The sequence below is a fragment of the Rhodoferax sp. OV413 genome (genome assembly GCF_900104385.1).
GTDB lineage: Bacteria > Pseudomonadota > Gammaproteobacteria > Burkholderiales > Burkholderiaceae_C > Rhodoferax_B.
The window spans coordinates 1-18,320 of the sequence record NZ_FNJA01000014.1; the positions used below are offsets into that span (position 1 = coordinate 1).

Consider the following 18,320-nt stretch of genomic DNA (forward strand, 5'->3'; position numbering starts at 1 on the left):
CTGGTGAAGGGCCGGCTCGAAGGCGGTGAGCTTGCCCTCGACGCTGGTGCGTTCGTACTTGGGCACGGCCTCGCCGGGTGCCTTGAGCCACTTCTTGACCGTGTTGCGCGACAGCCCGGTGCGCTTCGCGATCTCGCTGAGGGAGAGTTGGTCGCGCAACTTCATGCGCCTGACCTTGCCAATCATGTCCATGGTGATCACCTTGAATCCCTGCTGAAAGTTTCAGCAGGTCAGTGGAACACCCTGGTCAATTTTGGATCGGCACTTTGCGGTTTAGCTGGTCAGTTTTGGATCGGCACTAACAGTCCGGGATTTTGACGCCTGGTCTGCAGCACACTCTAGTTTTTCACGAACAGGAGTAGTCCATGAAAACCATCTTGATCAAATGCGGCGCCCTGCCAAACGGTGCTTTTCACGCGGATTCCTTATGTCACGATGATGAGGGGGATTTCTTGATGTCCTTGGTTGGGATGGAGGACGGGGAGCAGTTTCGCCGCAGATCCGGGTTACACCGGAAGAACTTCCGCGACTTCTGTACGGAATTTGCCATCGATCATGATACGGCGCTGGCTCAAGTCCTGGACCACACGGAAGACATAGATTTTTAAGGTATAGCTCCCACCCTCTGTCGGTAAAGGTGGGTTTTATTCCCTCATTCTGGCGCGATGATCGACGGCTTTGGGCCCAAAGCAGTCTCTGCGCTTTCACAAAAGCAGTCTTCTGCTGTATTTCCGGCAGCTCAATTGAATGCTAGTTGTTTGCATGTTCGGGTCCGCGAGTCACTCCGTACAAGGTCGAAAAAAGGAGAGCGTGGGGACCACGACAATTTTTTAAGGTTTCCACCTTCTGAATTGTGGAGGGGTTGCCAAGCTGTGCACGAGTGGGCGAGTCGTGTGTACTTATGCGCACAATTTCGGTGTTTAGCGTATTGTCAGAGAGTACCCAATTTCCGACAGCAAATGGAATAGCACTGTTATCGAAAGAATGACGAACTGAGTACCGAGCCTTGGACTCATCGAGCAAATTCATTCGGATGCATGTGTCTGGCTTGAACTGCGAGGATTCCACCTTCTGAATACATGACGAATCACCTTGCTTGCCCAAGTCAAATCTTACGACTTTACCTTCTTCAAGCAGTCTGTTTAGGCTTGTCTCGGAAGTGTGTAAATAGTGCGTCCGCCCCCCTGAGTCGCTACGCACTCTGACTTCTACAAAGCCGAGTCCACGGAGAACCAATAGGTTTGTCACGTTCTGCCAAGTAAGGAATGCGCCCTCGTCCATGACTCCGTCGACCTCAACTCTTTTCGGTAGGCTCTTTATTTCTTCCTCGCATGCAGGTACGGCAATTTTCATTGCCCACTTCTGTGGACCAATGCCCCAAAAGGAGGTATAGCTCCACGTCCATAGCCAAAAGAACACAACAGGTATCAGTGCAAATGGGCTCCTCTTCACCATGAGGTAAGAGCTCCCAACAACTACTGCAGCCACTAAGCCATAGCCAGCAAAAACAATGCAGGTGTAGAAAATAATTTCAAGGCTTGAAAAACCTAACTGGTGCTTTCGATTTCTCGATACGGTTCTTCTGTGCATATTGTTGGGTAATGCGCGCGAAAATCTTTCAGCGCAGGGTTTGGTGCACTTATTCACTTGCTCATTGACTGACAGCTCTTGAACGTATCTTGCCACTGCCAAACGGTACCGGAACCGTGACGCCATCCTCAAAAATGTGGACAACTGGCAGGGAGTCTTAAATGTCCGTTGTTGGCCGAAAACCGTCTAGCTGTTGACTGTATCCGCGGTTGCGGCAGCAGTACCGGCTTCGAACGCATAAACCTCCAGCATGTACGGTTCGGCAATGATGAGGTATCGCTCATCGGCAGTCAGGGTTGCGACAAACCAGTCGCCGGATAGTGTGCGAAACGATATGTCATAGCGCTGGCCGTCGACCAGCACTTGCACTGGCTGTGAATCCGCCACAGGGTCGAAAGAATACGCGACTGAGATTCGGTTAGTCAGCAGCAAGGGTGGGTTATCTGAAACGCCAAGCGACTCCGGGTGCTCCGCATCGAACGCGTACGGATTGTCGGTAAGGACTTCAACCGAGGCTCGACCAAGGTCCACGCAAAATACCTCGTCGTAATCGAAGACGTGCATCAGGCCGTCCGTCGGGAGAGTGAAGCCGCGAATACGCTCGGAAATACGCGGTAGCTCGATTTTTCTCATGGAAGTTGTCAAGTGAAATGCGGAATCAGAGGGCGACTTCGTATGTCCGGTAATGGCCGACTGTAGCCGAAAGGCTGGCTGGTCCATTCGGGCCCTCAGCGGAAATAGCGATTTGCCTAAAGCGGGCATTCAATCCGAGCTACTCGTTTCATCACTACGCCTTTGGGTCCAAGTTTGTCGAGCCTTCGGCCAACTCACCGGCCACAATCTGCAAGGCGTAAACAAATCCAACTAACTCTTCTGGGAAATAGCGAAAGGTTGCCTCATTCAACGGCGCGCCTTTTTCTGCCCATGTCTTGCCGACCTTCGAATAATTTTCTTCCGTCATATTTTTGTAACGCTCCCACGGGTAGCGCAAACCAATGAAATTTCCCCCCCATTCCTTCAAGACGTCTACAGGCTTCGAGGCCAGCGCCGATGGGCCCACGCGCCCGCCAGCCAACGTAAGAAGTCTGGTTTGAGTTTCGCTTGAAAGTTTTTCGAAAATCTTTTCGTAAAAATGAACATTGGGTGCTGGCTCATGCAAATCTAACTCGTAAACCAATTTCAGCAGAAGTTCAAACCCTAACAGGCGAAGCAGATACGAAGAATCAGATTGTTCGGAGAGCAACGCCGAGTCAGAAAGCGTTTCGGCATCCTGTAATCGCCGCATCGCTTCCTGGTAGATAAGCCGAGCCTTTAGCTGGTTCATGTGGGGACCTTCATACTTTCAGCGACGGCATCATGGAACGTCTGGTTGTGGCCGAAAGCCGAAAATCAGCTGCCGTCATGTCCTGACGATAAGCATAAGAACCAAAAAGAAAATCAGCAACATGGTGAAAAACATATTCACCGCAATAAGCGATTTCTTTTGCATAAGGACATTCCATATCATCAGCGCGATGAAACCTAATCCCCCCATCCCAAATAGTGCTAAATGAAGTAGCGCCTTCCAGTACATCAACGAAGGCATGCGGGCCACAAAGAAATAGACAATGGCAACCACGATGGAAGCTATGAAAGTCAACCTAACCTCTAACGGAGCAGGACCACTCATTTCTTCCTTGCATATTGAAATAGGGACAACGATTACGTCTCTAAACTAAACAGCTCGGAGCTCTCTTGAATGTCCGCTTCTGGCCGGATTCTGCCTACCGGTTGAGACTGGTCAGACTTTGAGCCGAAACTCCTTCGTCCCTAGTCCCACCAGCAGAAAATTGGATTCCCAGACACACCATAGGCACCAAGGTTACTTTCGTCTGGCCCCCAAAAACAGTAGTACTCATCTTCGTCAGGCTCATAAACTAACCAGTAGCCAACACCGTTCGAACTTCTCGCGAGTAGATACCCATCGACCGTTGAGCCCAATGCCCGATTTGGGAAGCCTGGCTCCTTAACCGTGGCAAACACTCGAATCGGCGGCGTGGCATTTTCCCGAATACTGGTGCGTAAACTTTCAAAGTATTCCTCGTCGTCCAACCCTTTTGGAACAATGACCGGAGGTTCAGCCTTCATGGCCAGCTCAAGTTTTGTCCAATACGGATTAATTTCAGTGTTGTCCATTGCGCAATTACTTTGGTGTGCAAACCTCGACGGAATGTCCGCTTGTGGCCGATGGTAACCTTGCCCTGTGAGCGCCCCGATTTCACGCCTTCGTAAGCTATAGTTTCTCCAGTACAAGCCTGCCGGGTTTCACGGAACTTTTATGCTAAAGCCAATGAAGACGCTCACGGCTATCTTTGCGGCCCTTTGCATTTCGGCGCACGCCTCCACGCCCACGTCCATAAAGCTGTCCCAGCTTTATGACGAAGCAAGGATCGTTGGTGTCTTCGAAATCATTGAGGGAAAAGTAGTCTCCCCACGCGGGCAATGGTGCGGCGCACGCTACAAGGCTCGTGCCATCGAAGGCGTCAAGAACGTGTCACCCGGCGCCGTTGTGGAAGTTGGATATCTCCCGTACTTGAAGATCGGCTCGTCTTACCTACTAGTCTTGGGGGAGTTTGAGGCGCCCCCACCCACTATCAAATCCGACGAGGAGTTCCGAGCAACATGCAGGCCACTGCTGCCTGCCAATACGATCATGGGCGTTTGGCGAGGTGCTATGGAAGTGGAGGGGGCGACGAGCGATCAGGCCAAGCGGTCGACTTGGACGGTTCGTCTTCCTGGGTACGTGGACTATCCTCTCGGGACCCGAACAACTCAAGTGAATGGTGAGAAGCATCTTTGGTTCACCGACCTTGTGAAAAGGCTTACAGGTGAGCGGTGAGCTTTGACTTTTCAATCGACAGGGACCCACAACAGCAGAAGGCGGCTCCGCCGCAAGTGTTGGTGGTCCGGTCCTTTTTACGTTAGACCGCATCATGGTGAAGCACGTGCCCTCGACCATCCCCGCTAATGTCGAAAAATGGTCGGAAGCAAGCCAACGTAAGCTTACCTACGTTGGGACACCTACCGTATACGAAGACATCCATTTCAAGTGCTATCACTGTGGACATCCAACAGTATTCTCGGCCGAGGCACAGCGCGAGACCTACGAGGTAAAGAAAGCCTATATATGTCAGCGTCGAACCCTGTGTCAGGACTGTTTTGTGGTTCGCGTAGCGTTTGAGCGTGAGGTCATGAATCTAAACAGGCGCTGGAAAACTGAGCGACGCGCCGCTGAGCAGTCGCCTGAATTTCTTGAGCGTTGGCTACACTTGCTGAATGAACTTCCCTGCTACGGTGCTCGACGAAATACTGCACACCTCGCAATGTTGCAAAGGCTTGTGGGCAATGCGGTTTAACATCTCGCTCGGTGCGGACACGCAGCAGCAGGATGCCGTTTTGCGGCGTGTGCTGCGCACCGGGCAGCTTCGACGTTAGGCCGCCGGCAATGTCGGTACCAATGCTCTTTTCGAAGTACGCGATTGCTATTCGCGCCTTTTCGGAGCGCCATCGCCGGAAGTTCCTGGGCGCTCTGATCGTGATCGCTTTCGCGCCGGCTGTCCTTGAGCGGCTCTTTCAGGTCGGTCCTGGCCCGGGCAAAGTGCTGTTCGTATTCATGCTGCTCTTTTTCGCGGCGGTCATGCCAGCTTTCGTCTTTCGAAAGCCTCTACCTCATACTCCTTCGTCTCGTGGTTCGGCTTGGGCATGGGCTCGATCGGTGTTCTGCGCTGTCTGGGTGCTCGCCAGCGCTTGGGCGATATATTCGGGCCTCAATGGGTAAGCGTTCTAACATGGCAGTCGACGTGGACGTCCTATCGGCGGTCACTTCTACTTTAAACCTTACCGCCACCCATCGCTATCAAACCATGTCAGATCAACTAGAACCACTTGACGCTGACGACGAAGAGAATGACGACGATCCAACGCCGGAGGAGTTGGCGCAGATGCGGCGAGCGACAGCTGCTGACGCTGCAGCGGTTGATGCACTTATCCTGCAAAGTTGCACAGACCGCTGGCGCAAGGTGGCGATGGTCGTCGGAACTTCTTTGAAAGAATTCGACGCGAAATTTCCTCACCTTCCGTATGTCTACATGCCGGTCCGCATCATTGCAATGGAAGACAGCGGTGCGCTTGAGGTGCAAGGTGACCCAATGGCCATGAGGTTTTCAGAGGTTCGACTCGCAGGGGTAAAACGTGATGTTTAATCCGTTGCTCGAAGCGGACAGTCAACAATAAGAGGCCGCTATGCGGCGGGTGTTACCTACCGTTCTGCGCCAACGTTGAGCGCCCGCTTTCTCAAACAGTCACTGACTGGTATTGGCCGACTGTAGCCGAAAGGCTGGCTGGTCCATTCGGACCCCAAGCCGACGATGGGCATCACTCTCCAAAGCGGTCTGCGATGCGCTACCCAGCGTTCCCGCGGTCATAACCTTGCCCTTGGAGCGCCCCGATTTCACCTTTTCAAGCTATAGTTTTCCCTGCATAAGCCTGCCGGGTCTCACGGGATTTTTATACCTGGATGTTTGCACAGCAAGGTCGTTAAAAACGTAGGCTGCAAGCCACTCTCAGGAGGAATCCGTGTCCAGAATATCCCGCACCGCCCAGCTTATCCCGCAGGTTCTGCGGTCTACATTACGTTCGACCGCGTTCAAGGGGCTGTGATGGAAGAAGAGTCCAAAGCAATTCAGGAAGTGGCCAAGGCTACGGGTAAAGGCATAGATGCGGTTCGCGAAGCCGGGGGCTTCATTGCCCGCTATGTTGCAGGTCCCCTCGAGGAAGGGGTCGGCATCTTGAGCGATCGGCTGAAGTACGTGCGATGGGAACGTCAGGTGCGACTGATGCAGCGTGCGGACCAATTTCTGCGTGAGGCCGGACTTGAAGCTCCGTCCCGCGCCGTGCCCTTGAAGATTGCTATTCCTCTTCTACAAGCGGCGACCATCGAGGACGACGACTCGCTTCAGGATCTGTTCGCCGCGCTCCTTGTCAACGCGGCGAATGCAGCTTCAGGTGTGGAGGTTCATCGATCGTTCATCGAGATTCTCAGTCAAATTACACCTTTGGAAGCCCGCATACTCAACGTGATTTACTCTCTTCCTTTTGATGAGGCGAGGCACGCTGGCATCATCACGGATGCCCTGCCGGATAGCGTGCGTATTCTGGCCGAGAAGGAAGATGCCACGCAACAGCCATCTGATGAGATTGCCCTTGCCCTCGGGAACCTAGTACGCGTTGGGTGCGTGAAGGTGCCAGGTACCTGGGGTGGCGGCGAGACGTTTTCATCGGTGAACCCGACGTTGCTCGGGCGAGAGTTCGTTCGGGCTTGCACTACACGGCAGAGAAAAACCCAATGAAAGTTGGAAGCCACGCGCCGCGGCCGAACAGGTCGATCGACACGGACGTTCTTTCGGCCGGCTTCGTCGGCCTACGGTCCGCCAGTCATCTCCAACGTTGGGCCAATTTCTCTAAACAAAATTGAACGCTATGACTCCAAAAGAAAAACGTGGTCGCTTTTACGTCGCGGCATTCATCGCAATTATCGTGCTCTTTGATCTTTGTACAAAAGGCCTCTTGCTCTTGGGCGGAACCATGCGTTGGAGTCAGCTTGGTGGAACCATCGTTACCGTGGTTACTTGCTGGTTTTTTTGGCGCGGTTCAAAATTCGCGCATGGCTTCCTCACTATTTGTATCGTGGCGGCAATCGCGCTGGTTCAATTTGGATTCCCGCCTGTCCCAACTTTTGTCCTTGCTATAGCCTTCACCTTACTTGGCTTGCTGTTGCTAATTCTCGCAGCTCCGGCCACTAGGCAGTTCACTGCCTTCCAAAGGTCGAATAAGCAAGCCCAACCATCCATTCCGGCGGACGCCTGACGGCGCCGCTGAACAACGCACGTTGAGCATCCGCTTTCTCAAACAGTCACTGACTGGTATTGGCCGAATCCTGGCATCGTATCAGGTGGCTCGGGGGCCCGAGCCGACGTCAGCTGCGATGGATTGGGTTCCCAGAGACTGACGTTGCACTACCTCTCGGCGATAAGATGTGGCGCATGGAAGGTGAGAGCGACAGATTCGCCAGTGACGAGCAAGCGATTGCTTCCAAAGTCTTGGTCGCAAGAATTCTCTTCGTCGACTTCGCGCGATTGACCAAAAAAGATACGAAGAACGCCATGTTTGACGTTCGCCTCCACCCCACCAAATCTGGTCGAAAAGGGGAAGGTAGAGGTTTCGTCAACCCACTGCTGAACGCCGATGACTTCGCCTTGGTGATTTCTCAACCAGTCGTAAAAGCCCAACCAATCTCCTGCTCCGGAATCAAGATAGTCGGCTTCACCCAGGCGAATGCTTGGTGCAACCGCCTCAGCCGCGGTCAGTTTCATCACCCTAGGCGCGTCATGCTGATAAAGGACAACGGCCAAGAATTCCGAAGAAACATCGATATTGTTCATGTGATTGGACCCGTCTCGACCGCGGAGCTAGTTCGATACCTGACCGTCGTGAACGTCCGCACTTGGCCGATAGTACCTATTCGCCAAACACATGCCAACGGCAGCAACCAGCCTGAAGCGGCCGTCGGCAGGGTCGACTCTGCAGCGGTTGCAGGTGCTCGAGACTCGGGGCCGAAGGACATCGTACAGGGCAACTAGGCTGTCGCCTCGATCGACCGCGGCACGCAGCAGAACGCTGCGTTGGTCAAGGAAAGGTCCACGGCCGCGCTGATCAAGGCGATCGCCCGGTTCAAGGTGCGGGACGGGCTGATGGCGGCCTGACTGACTCTCCACAAATTGGGCGCCTCATCAATTTGGAGGATGCCAGCCTGGCCGCTTCACCTTACATTGGAATCGGCACGACGACACTCGTTGCGGAGTACGACGACATGCGCCAGAGAGATCAACAGAAACGCGCGAGGGGATGGGCACCGCGGCTGCTGGCCGTGTCGCTGACATTGGCCGGCAGCGGCTGCGCGGAGTTCAGTCCGCAGGTGGCGGACCAGCGCCCGACCTATGGTTTCACCTCGCGGGCCGCCAGCTCGGTCGATGGCGACGGCTTCTATGGTGAACTCTGCGGCAAAGGTGCCGCGGGCCCGACCGCCAGCGGCACCCGCAAAGGCGGCGTCGATTGCCCCGTCTTCTACGGTTTGATGCCCGCGGCGCTGGACGACGCCGACGCCGCCCGGCTGCGGTTGCTCAAGGTCGAGCTCAACGAATCCGGCGCGCCCTGGTTGGCGACCGCCGTGGGACTGCCGCTCGGTGCCTACGCACTGTACCGTGGGATCTTCGGGCTCGGCGACGGCGCCCGGCGGGAGATCGCGAAGCTCGGCTTGGCTGGCGCCGCCACCTACAGTTGGCTCAGCGCGCGCGAATCGCGACCGCGCCAGACCGCGCGCCAGGCGGCGATTGAGGCCCTTAGCTGCGCCATGTATGGCGCCAGCGCCCGCTACCTCTACGAGCGCGACCAGATCGTCGGCACTAGCACGGCAGGTGGCAAGCCACCTTTTATGAAGCAGAAGGATGGCTCGCTCAGCCTCTCCGATGCCCAGGCCGAGGTCCGAGACAAGGCAACCGGCCTGCGCACCGCGCTCTCCGACCTGCGGAGGGAGATTGAGAAGCAGCCCGCGTCCTCGCAGCGCACGGGCAGCTACAGGAACGGCTGCGACGCCGGCAGCTCCACGACGGCCTGCCAACTGCGAGGTCAGGGCAAGGCGCCGGTGGTCGTGGAGGAGAACGCCGAACTCAAGGCCGCGAACGCGCTGGCCAAGGACGCGGACGCTCAGCTCTTGGCCGTCGGCCTACAACTCCTCGTCGCCAGCGCCCTGCGCGATCGCATAGACAAAGCGCCCTTCGAGCTGCTGCACGCTGTTAAGCGCATCGAGGACGCTGGCAACAAGGCGGTGCTTGCTACCGAGGCCGACGTGGCGACGTTACGCGCTACCGTCGGCAATCTGAAGCTAGGCACACAGGGGCTGTCAGCCGTCTTGGCACAGGCCGCCGCCACGCCGGCCTCGGGGAGCTCGACCACAGACACCGCCTTCAAGGCGACCTCGCGCATCGGGGCGACGAGCACCTCCGGCGGTGCGGCGCGCGATCTCAAGCCCCCCGCCCTGGCGCCGCAGACGGACGCCGTGCGCAACGCATCACTGAAGCTGCTGGCGGCAATGGACGATCTCAAGGCGCACACCAACGCCGACTTTGAGCGCGCCAAGCTCGTCCAGGACGAAGGCAACTGCCAGTTCGTAACGCCGGGCGTGAAGCTCGTGGTCGATCCCGCCGGCACGCTCACCGTGGAGCCCGGCAGCGCGGTACGGCTGAGCGCGCTGGGCGGCACCAGCCTGCCAACGGTGGCGCTGACCGGCAACACCAGCCTCAAGACGAGTGATGTCCTGCGCATCGAGTCAGACAGCGCCACCGGCCGTCAGAGCATCGGAGTAGTGGTGACGCCGGACGCCAAGCTCACCGATCAGGATCTGCGGCTGGTGTTCCGCAACGAGGGTCTCATCGAGGTTCGTGATGTCCATATCCGCAAGTCAGGAGCCAAGAAGTGAGCGCGGCGCACGACTGGGCACGCCGAATCTTCCGAGCCCTAGGCGCTCCATTGCGCCTAGGCGAGCCGGGCATCGGCGCGTTCGAATGGCTGCGACCCGAGACGATCGACGGCCTCGGTTTGGATCTGGACGGCATTGAGCCGTGCATCGTCGTTCATGTCGCCACAGGTACCCCGCTCGGGCTGGTGCCAAGTTGGCTCGACACGCCGCATGGCCGGCTCGCGCTCGCGCCACGCCGGGTGCCGAGGCCGCGACTGCAGTGCGCGAGCCTCTACATTGACCCGCCCTCCGGCGCCCCACGAGTGTTCGGCACCGCCGGCTTCCTCGCCAACGATGCTTACGCGCCGGGCGCGGACTACCTAGTCACCGCCGGTCATGTGCTCAGCACCGACACCCGGGCGGCCTTCGACGATCCTGTGACCATCGACGCCGACTCGGGACGCCTGATCATCAACCGGGCCTACCTTTCCGAGACCGCGACTCCCGTGTTTGGCGTGCCGCCAGCTGGCATCGCCGGACCGTTCCCGGTTGACGCGGGCCTGGTGCGGTTAAGCCCCGGTGACTGGCGTGCGTTGATCGACCGCGTGCCCGAGTTGTTGCCCGCCGCCATCGCCGATCCCCCCGCAGTGGACGCGCCGCTACGCGTAGCGCTGCCCGGCGGTCGCTCGCTGACAGGCCATGCAATGCGCGAGGAATCGGTCCTCCAGCTCGACTTCGAGCAGGTGAATCCCGACGGCAGCCGATTCGAGGTGACGCTGCGCATCGACGAACTACGCTCGGCGCGGCTGGACCAGCGCTCCGAGGATGGAGACAGTGGCGCCTCGGTTCGCGACGCGAATGACGCGTTAATCGGCATCCACAGCGCCTACCGCGACATCGACGACGCCAGCGTGGGCAATGCCCTGTACTCACCGATACGGCCCATCCTCGACCACTTCGGTATCGTCGCCCTGACGCAGGCCTCCCGCAACGCACCGCTGCCCACGCGCATACGGCCGGCGCTGAAAGCCGCCCAGGCACGGCCCGCGGTCGTTGCGCCGCCCGCCGCGCCGCCATCGCTGCGCCCTAGCGATGACGAGGTTGTCGACACCCTGGCGCGCACGCTCTGGGCCGAGGCCCGCGGCGAGGGCGACGAGGGCATGGCCGCGGTCGCCTGCGTGATCCTCAACCGCGTCGCCGCACCGCGCTGGTGGGGCCGCACCATCGTCGAGGTATGCCGTAAGCCGTCGCAGTTCAGTTGCTGGGACGAGGGAACTGCCTCGCGCGCCGCCTTGATGCGCGTGACCAGCGCCGATCCCTACTTCGTCCGCGCGACGGCGATCGCGCGCAACGCCGCCGGAGGCGGCCTGGCCGACTTCACCCACGGCGCCCTGCATTACCACGCAATCGAGGTCCTGCCGCGCTGGGCCCGCGGCCACGTTCCCTGCTACACGCTGGGCCGGCACGTCTTCTACAACGATATCGAGCGGAGCGCATCTTGAACAACACGATGATCGATGTCGCGCTGGGCATGGCGCTGCTCTATGCGGTGCTGAGCCTGTTCGTCACGACGATCCAGGAGTACGTCGTCAACTCCGGCATGCGCTGGCGCAGCCGGCACATGCGTAAGACGGTGCAGTCCGCCTTCGGCGAGAACCGGGCGCTGACCGATTCCTTCTTCGCGCACCCGCTGATCGTCTCGCTGGCCGATGGCAAGGGCGGACGCGCGCCCTCCTACATCCCCGATGACGTCTTCGCGAAGGTTTTTCTCGCGGTGCTCGGGCATGGCAACCATCCGAAGACGCTGGGACTGACGCCGGCCGGCTTCATGGCCAGCCTGCGACCCGGCGCGCTGATGGCGCCGGTGTTGCCCGCGAAAACCGCGGCGAGCACCGCGATCCGCGCGCCGGCCGGTGCCAGTGAATTCATCGCCTCGCTGCGGCTGGCCACTACCGACAGCGCCGGCCTGCGCGGCGGCGCCAATGGTACCGGCGACTGGCCGGCCTTCGAGGCCGACGTCGCGCGCTGGTTCGGCGACATCGGCGAACGCTCGCGCGGCTGGTTCAAGCGCTCGTCGCAGCGCTGGACCTTCGCGATCGCGCTACTGATCGCGGTCGGGCTCAACGTCGACTCGGTCATGATCGCCCGCACGCTGTGGGGTGATGCCGAGCTGCGCAAGCAACTAGCCGATGCCGCGGTCGTGGTGGACGGCGCGCGGCGCGCGGCGGAGTCCGGCGCGTCGGCGCCGCGCACGACGACCACCAGCACGGACTCTCTGGCGGCGCGCTACACGCAGGTCGAGGATGGACTGCAGGCGCTGCTGGCGCGGCTCAAGGAGGAGGCCTTCCTGCAGGAGAACAGCTTCTTCGCCGTGAGCTGCGAGGCGGCCGAGCCCGCGAGCTGCCAGGAGGCCGCCGTCGTCGGCGAGCACTGCCGGGGTGCCGGGCCGGCGCCCGCGGCGCCGACCTCCGCGGCAGATCCGGCGGTCGCGATCTGCACGGTCGTCGCGAAGCCGACGACGACCGGCAAGACCAAGCCGGCCACGCTGTCGCCCGCGACGCTGTGGCTGGACCAGATCCATCGCCTCGGCCTGGAGATGGCAACTGGTCGCGCCGCCGCCACTACGCGCGGCGCGAAGCTGACACTCGACGCGAACCTGCAGGAGCGCGTCGCCCTGGTGCAGCGCTCGCTGGGCGCGATCGGATCGGACATGGCGCTGGTGCGCCTGAAGACGCCGGATCCGAAGGGTAAGGCCTCGCGGACCATGGACAGCCTGATCCAGGACGTGCAGACGCTGCATGCGCGCAGCGGCGAGCTGTTCCGCTTCGCTGCACCCGCGCCGGTCGACTTCGACCGCGCACTGGCCGAATGCGCGCTGCAGTTTGCCAAGGGCAGCAGCCAGCTGGGCAGCTGCGTGCAGCGCCGCCAGGGCGAGCAGCCCTTCCAGTTGCCGCTGGGCTTCCAGTCCTCGGTCCTGGCCCGCCAGATGAGCGACGCCGAGCTGCGCCAGTGCTCGGCCGAAGCAGGCGGCTGTGGCACCTGGGCGCAGTTGTGGAACGCCGCGCTCAACGGCGCCATCCTCGGCTGGTTGATGACCGCGGTCGCACTAAGCCTTGGTGCGCCGTTTTGGTTCGACACGCTGGGTCGGCTGGTCAAGCTGCGGGCATCCGGCACGCCGACGTCGGACAAGGACGACGACAAGCGCTCCGGCGGCAAGGGTGACCCGCTGCCAGGCGGCAACGCACCACCGCCGCCACCGCCTTCAGGGACCTTACCCTCGACTGGCACGACCGACACCACGTCCAAGATCGAGGCTTCGCTCAGCGAGGAGGAGATTCGTAATGTCCAGCGCAAGCTGCAAACTCCCGCCACCGGTGTCTTCGACGACGCGACCCGCACGGCCATCGCGGCGCGGCGCGCGAAGCTCGACATGCCGCCCGGCGCCGAGCTCGACGGCACGCTCTACGAGGCGATCGTCGAGCGCCGCTCGCCGTCGGTGAAGCCGCGGCCGGTGCTCAACCCGGGCGCCAGCGATCCACTGGTGTCGGACCTGCGCGAGCGACTGACGCAAATGCTGGGCATCCCCGCCCGCGCACAGGGCAGCGGCGAGGTCTACGACTCGGACCTGCGCGCCGCCGTGCGGCTGTTGCAAGGCCGCGCCGGGCTGGTGCCCGACGGCGTCGTCGGTGAGCAGACCTGGCGCGTGATCGACGCCGGCAATGGCACCGCCTGCACCGCAGACGCGTGGATGTCGCGCGCCATCTCACAGCTCGGCCTCGACGAGACCCGCGACAAGGACAAAGTGCGCCAGTTCCTCGCCGCGCTGAACCTCGGCCAACTCGACCCGGCCACCACGGCCTGGTGCGCGTGCTTTGTCGCCTGGACGATTCAGGACGTCGGCCCGCCGCCGCCAACCAACACGCCCGAGGGCGCCAAAAACTGGGTCGACTGGGGCCGCAGTGTCGACATCGACGCATCGCAGAATTGCTACGGTGCCGTGGTGCTCATCCGTGAGACACGGGTCCGCGCCAACGCGGCACCTCAGAACCACGTGGCCTTTCTTGTTGGCAAGACCGCTAGCGGCTGGGTGGTGCTCGGCGGAAACCAGGGCAACCAGGGCGAGATTTCAGTGACGCTGTTCCCCAGCGATGCCTACGAGGTGGTCCACGCGGGCATGCCCGGCTCCGCGGCCTAACGCAGCGCCACGGCAGGCTGAAGTGCTGCCGACACTCCCTCCGCCTTGATAGCCGCGCGTCACGCATCGGCACCGCCTCATCATGGTGCGTGACCGGGCACCGCGTCTCTTCGCCCTTGGCGAGTTGCGCCGCCGACAGGCCGATTGCCCTACTTATGAAACCGTATTGGGAAGGTGAGCTGCTGCGATTGCGCGTCCGCGGCCTTCCCAATGGCGGATTGTTAGAGCCGATCCAATCCTGACCACCAGCTGGTCAGTTCTGGAGTGGCACCAACACTCAGCCAACTGCACGGGACTCATCACCGCCGCGGCTTATGGTAAGCGTGTCCTCGGGGGGCAGCCGTCCTAAAAGAAGAGGATGCGTCCGTCACCTCGATATGGTAAATAGTGCGCATCACAGGAGCGCCCAATGGGAATCAAACTGAGCGAGCTTTGGAACTTGGCTGACACCGTGCCGTTCTCTACGGAAATGGGCTCTCGCCGATGGTCACTGTCTACCCGGCGCAGCGGCCGAGCAACCCTGTGCTGGATTTCGAACAGGTTGCTGCCGCTGTCCTTGTTCCAGCGTAGCGATTTGCATTGGGGACGGTGTGCGATAGCTGTGTGCTGGCTGCTGCACTTGTATGGCGACGCACACCAGCCATTGCGCCCGGCCAGCGACTTCCGTGACATACATCCCACGAGCGATGAGGGAGGGGACACTTTGTTGTCCAGCCATCAAATCTCCGGTGTGCTTACGCAGCAATTCTTGGAGCGCTGACAATGGACGCGTCGCCACCCACCCAGGAAGCGCTGCGGACGGCGCATGATGAGATTGGCGCGCAGGCCAAGCCCTTGCCTTACCTGGCCGCCATGTCGTCCACGCAAGCCCTTGTGGTGCCCGACACGCCGTTCACCGAGTTTCCGGGTCTCCAGGCAGTACAGCGGGTGCGCCACCCGAGCCTCGGGGACACGCTGATAACCTATTGGTCGAGTGTGGATCATTTCGAGATGAACCGTGCTGCGCTGTCTGACAAGCTGGGCGCCCCGGTGGCATTCTCAGGCGGTCTTGGCGCCCTAGCCACGCCGAAGAAGCCGTGGTGGAAACGTTACACACCGCTGCAGATCTTGTTGTCCCTGTCCGGCATCGCCGGCGCCGTTCAGGTGCTCGTCAGCACATACGAGAAAGTCGCCACTCCCCCTGAATTATCCGTGACCCTGGAGAAAGCGGATGGCCAGCACGAAGTCGAGGGCGAGCAGTTCACCGCAAAGGCGACGCTGGAAAATTTCCTTTCTTCGGTGAACCATCGGCACATCACGGTGGAGGCCGCGCTGCGGCCGGCCAGCGGGCCGGCCATTCCACTTAACGTTCCGGACAGCCCGCTCGCAGGACTAGGCGCGGGCAAAAGCCATACCGTCACTATTGTGGGCAAGGTTCCCAGCCGCGGCATTTACAACCTAGAGGTGGTGGCGAGCGCAAAGGCCGGACTGTTCAGTGGCAGCGCGCTCTTCAAGGCCACGACGCCGCTCCGCGCCTGGGCGGACGAGCCGGAGCCCTTTCCGCTACGCGTCGCCTCGCAACCGGCGTTCCCGATCATTCTGTCCCAGGTGGAGGTTGGCCGCGACGCTACGGCCGGCGTGGTCTGCTCGGCGACATTCAAAACCACCAGACCCGAGGGACTGGTGATGGATTGGTCGCTTGCCCGTCCGCAGGCCGTTGACTTCAATGCCTATGGGGTGGAAGTAGTCGTGGTCAAGTGGACTTGGGCCAAGCTCTCCGGCCGAACAACACCGATGGCAGAGTGGAGTTTCAAGGGAGTGCCGCTCGAAGAGATGAAGGAGTTGGCCCGCACGGCGCAAATGCGCTGCATCGCAAAGGAGGGCAACGCATGAGTATTCGCCAATTTGTTGCAGCATGCATCGCCTTCCTTTGCCTACATGCACTGGCCCAGACAACAGGTAAATTCAGTTTCACCGACCTGCGGATCACGGGCAGGGTCGTCGACGCAGGCACGGGCGCACCGCTGGAAGGCGTCGTCGTTAGTGTGATAGACCCCCGGTCACCGCAGCCGCCGGCGAGCACGACAACCAACGCGGACGGCAAGTACAACCTTGCTATCAATGCGCTCATATCCCCTCCTCTAAATCTAAAGGTGAAGTTCTCCAAAACCGGCTGGGGACCAGACCCCCGCGAGCTGGTCGCCAACCTATCCAAAAGCCCGCAGATCGACATTCTGCTTGCGGACCTGAAGGGCAATAGCAACTACTACAAAGCGTTGGCGGACGCGACGGTGAAGAACAGCGTTGCAAACGTGGCAGTAACGCCACCACAGCTGGAACCGTTGTTGTCTCTCCCGCCTGAACGCAAAGCGGAGACGCTTCGAGCCATTCAGGCCGTCAACCTCGACGTGTACGCCGGTGTGCAGGCCGCAGACCGTAATTACGCCAGGGTAAAGCAGTTACGCGAGAAGTTCGCAGCCACGCTCTCTGATGTAACAGCGGATCCGGACTGGAAAAATCCAGGTCAAGTGGTGCTCACCGGGTCGGTCCGGTCGGAGGCGGACAAGGCGAAGCTCCTCGAGGACCTCAAGGCGCCATCCGGCAAGACCTTCTTTACAGACAACCTAAAGATCGACAAGTCTGCCCCCGCGCTGAATAACCATTTGGCTCACCAGCCCAAGACACCGACGCCGAACCAGTTACGCTTCGATAGCTTGGGCGGCGGCTGACGGGAGCAACCCGATGTCTCAGATCAGCCTGAAGCAGTCACATGGCCGACCGTCGCCACAGACCACCCTTCTCCGCGTTTTGCCGCATGCGCCCCCGTTTTGATCACCCAAGCCCTTTAACCTACTTCGCACTACCCACGGATCGATCAAATGGGCGCATCGCAATGACCAGTTGTACCCAGCACACGCGCGTAAACTCGTCGCCGCATGATCAAGAAGAAGTCTCGTAAACGTCGCAGCGCCGGCGCCAATCCTCGCCACAGCCAGCATCTCCCTTCCGCCACCGTACGCCGCTTCGGCATCGCGCTGATCACCGCCGGAATCGTGGCCATACAGACCACCAGCTGCGGCTTGCAGCCCACCGTCTCGGGTTCCCGCACTGAACTCGGAAAAACCACAGCATCCTCTCGGTTTGCTGCCTGTCCGCAGTTCTTCACCAACGGGATCGCGCCCATGGTTCCCGGTATCCCTCAGCAGCGCGAGCTGTGCTACGAGGGTTTCGCGGTGCTGCACAACGGCAGCACACGAACTCCTGCCTTTGTTGCAGAGCGCTTGAACCGCCAGCTCGTGCTGCAAGCCCGCACGCAGAAGCGGACTGACAAGTTCTTTGCGGATGCACGCCTGCCCCAGGCCGAGCGCGCCGAACTCAGCGATTACAAGGGCTCGGGCTATTCCCGAGGGCACATGGCGCCGGCAGCCGATATGTTCAATACGACGGCTATGGAACAGTCGTTCAGCCTAGCCAACGTCGTTCCGCAGAACCCACAACAGAATGCCGGCGCCTGGGCAAAGATCGAAGAAGACACACGTGCCTATGTCATGCGCGCCCAAGGTGATGTGTATGTCATCACAGGCCCCGTGTTCGCCCCGGGAAGTCCTGTCATAGGTGCCAACCAGGTACGCGTGCCCACGCATTTATTCAAGCTCGTCTACGACGCCACCACAAAGAGAGCCTGGGCACATTGGCAGCAGAACTCCGCAGAAGCCCGTCCGGGGCCACCTATCACTTATGGCGAGCTGGAGCAGCGCACGGGCATGGAATGGCTGCCGGGGGCCGCTCTCCGTTAGTGGCGGCCACTTTCTGATCCGCAGATTTCAATCGAGGAACGATGGCGGTGGGCTTTCCGAATGCCCAGCGAGCGCTCCCAATATCCGCATCAAGGTCCGTGCGTTCCGCGGCCCCTGGTCTTCCATGTTGTTGTTGAACACCACCTGAAACGTAACTACCCTTGGTTGCCAGACTTTCGTGTCGATCAATGCTCCTCGTTATCGCCAA

At 60.1% G+C, this 18,320-nt stretch carries 17 protein-coding genes; 11 read left to right on the forward strand and 6 right to left on the reverse strand.

The features are described 5' to 3' along the window. On the reverse strand, positions 1–192 hold a 192-nt coding region (locus tag BLT66_RS27340), incomplete at its 3' end, for a helix-turn-helix domain-containing protein (protein ID WP_255407095.1). 173 nt (positions 193–365) lie between these two features. Here BLT66_RS27340 and BLT66_RS25825 point away from each other — a divergent pair. Next, positions 366–608 carry a hypothetical protein gene (locus BLT66_RS25825; protein WP_092762757.1) on the forward strand — a complete coding sequence of 81 codons (243 nt, stop codon included), beginning with the start codon at positions 366–368 and terminating at the stop codon, positions 606–608. A gap of 1,168 nt (positions 609–1,776) precedes the next feature. Here the strand turns inward: BLT66_RS25825 and BLT66_RS25830 are convergent. From BLT66_RS25830 to BLT66_RS26650, 4 genes are all read right to left on the reverse strand, one after another. Next, the gene (locus BLT66_RS25830) at positions 1,777–2,223 is read right to left on the reverse strand and encodes a hypothetical protein (RefSeq protein WP_143029301.1); all 447 of its coding nucleotides are present in this window, start codon (positions 2,221–2,223) and stop codon (positions 1,777–1,779) included. A 154-nt stretch (positions 2,224–2,377) separates the two neighbouring features. Continuing rightward, entirely contained in the window at positions 2,378–2,914 is a 537-nt protein-coding gene (locus BLT66_RS25835; protein WP_092762761.1) for a hypothetical protein, read from the reverse strand. A gap of 75 nt (positions 2,915–2,989) precedes the next feature. Beyond that, positions 2,990–3,208 (reverse strand): hypothetical protein, encoded by a 219-nt coding sequence (locus BLT66_RS25840; RefSeq protein WP_143029302.1) that lies wholly within the window; start codon positions 3,206–3,208, stop codon positions 2,990–2,992. Positions 3,209–3,399: 191 nt separating this feature from the next. Further along, positions 3,400–3,765 (reverse strand): hypothetical protein, encoded by a 366-nt coding sequence (locus tag BLT66_RS26650; RefSeq protein ID WP_143029303.1) that lies wholly within the window; start codon positions 3,763–3,765, stop codon positions 3,400–3,402. 154 nt (positions 3,766–3,919) lie between these two features. On the opposite strand from BLT66_RS26650, the gene BLT66_RS25845 reads away from it, so the two are divergent. The 4 genes from BLT66_RS25845 to BLT66_RS25865 all read left to right on the forward strand — a co-directional run bounded on the left by BLT66_RS25845 (position 3,920) and on the right by BLT66_RS25865 (position 7,494). Beyond that, positions 3,920–4,468, forward strand: a complete 549-nt coding sequence (locus BLT66_RS25845; RefSeq protein ID WP_143029304.1) for a hypothetical protein — start codon at positions 3,920–3,922, stop codon at positions 4,466–4,468. Positions 4,469–5,417: 949 nt separating this feature from the next. Then, a complete protein-coding gene (locus tag BLT66_RS25855; protein ID WP_176955174.1) occupies positions 5,418–5,831 on the forward strand; it encodes a DUF3658 domain-containing protein in 414 nt (137 codons plus the stop codon). 456 nt (positions 5,832–6,287) lie between these two features. Next, on the forward strand, positions 6,288–6,977 hold the full coding sequence (locus BLT66_RS25860; protein WP_092762771.1) for an Abi-alpha family protein: 690 nt from the start codon (positions 6,288–6,290) through the stop codon (positions 6,975–6,977). A 130-nt stretch (positions 6,978–7,107) separates the two neighbouring features. Next, positions 7,108–7,494: a hypothetical protein gene (locus BLT66_RS25865; protein ID WP_092762773.1), complete on the forward strand. Its 387-nt coding sequence runs from the start codon at positions 7,108–7,110 to the stop codon at positions 7,492–7,494. Between the two features lie 149 nt (positions 7,495–7,643). On the opposite strand, the gene BLT66_RS26655 is transcribed toward BLT66_RS25865, so the two are convergent. Further along, positions 7,644–8,069, reverse strand: coding sequence for a hypothetical protein (locus BLT66_RS26655; protein WP_143029305.1), 426 nt, complete (start codon positions 8,067–8,069; stop codon positions 7,644–7,646). A gap of 485 nt (positions 8,070–8,554) precedes the next feature. Here BLT66_RS26655 and BLT66_RS25875 point away from each other — a divergent pair, with 485 nt between their 5' ends. From BLT66_RS25875 to BLT66_RS25905, 6 genes are all read left to right on the forward strand, one after another. After that, on the forward strand, positions 8,555–10,162 hold the full coding sequence (locus BLT66_RS25875) for a hypothetical protein (RefSeq protein WP_092762777.1): 1,608 nt from the start codon (positions 8,555–8,557) through the stop codon (positions 10,160–10,162). Continuing rightward, positions 10,159–11,643, forward strand: coding sequence for a cell wall hydrolase (locus BLT66_RS27000; RefSeq protein WP_218922665.1), 1,485 nt, complete (start codon positions 10,159–10,161; stop codon positions 11,641–11,643). The genes BLT66_RS25875 and BLT66_RS27000 overlap by 4 nt, the downstream gene beginning before the upstream one ends. Next, positions 11,640–14,336 (forward strand): peptidoglycan-binding protein, encoded by a 2,697-nt coding sequence (locus tag BLT66_RS25885; RefSeq protein WP_143029306.1) that lies wholly within the window; start codon positions 11,640–11,642, stop codon positions 14,334–14,336. Before BLT66_RS27000 ends, BLT66_RS25885 begins: the two co-directional genes overlap by 4 nt. A 762-nt stretch (positions 14,337–15,098) precedes the next feature. Then, complete coding sequence (locus tag BLT66_RS25895) at positions 15,099–16,208, forward strand: hypothetical protein (protein ID WP_092762783.1); 1,110 nt, start codon at positions 15,099–15,101, stop codon at positions 16,206–16,208. After that, positions 16,205–17,044 (forward strand): carboxypeptidase-like regulatory domain-containing protein, encoded by an 840-nt coding sequence (locus tag BLT66_RS25900; protein WP_092762785.1) that lies wholly within the window; start codon positions 16,205–16,207, stop codon positions 17,042–17,044. The genes BLT66_RS25895 and BLT66_RS25900 overlap by 4 nt, the downstream gene beginning before the upstream one ends. 207 nt (positions 17,045–17,251) lie before the next feature. Beyond that, positions 17,252–18,112, forward strand: a complete 861-nt coding sequence (locus BLT66_RS25905) for a DNA/RNA non-specific endonuclease (RefSeq protein ID WP_092762787.1) — start codon at positions 17,252–17,254, stop codon at positions 18,110–18,112. Positions 18,113–18,320 lie beyond the last annotated feature (208 nt).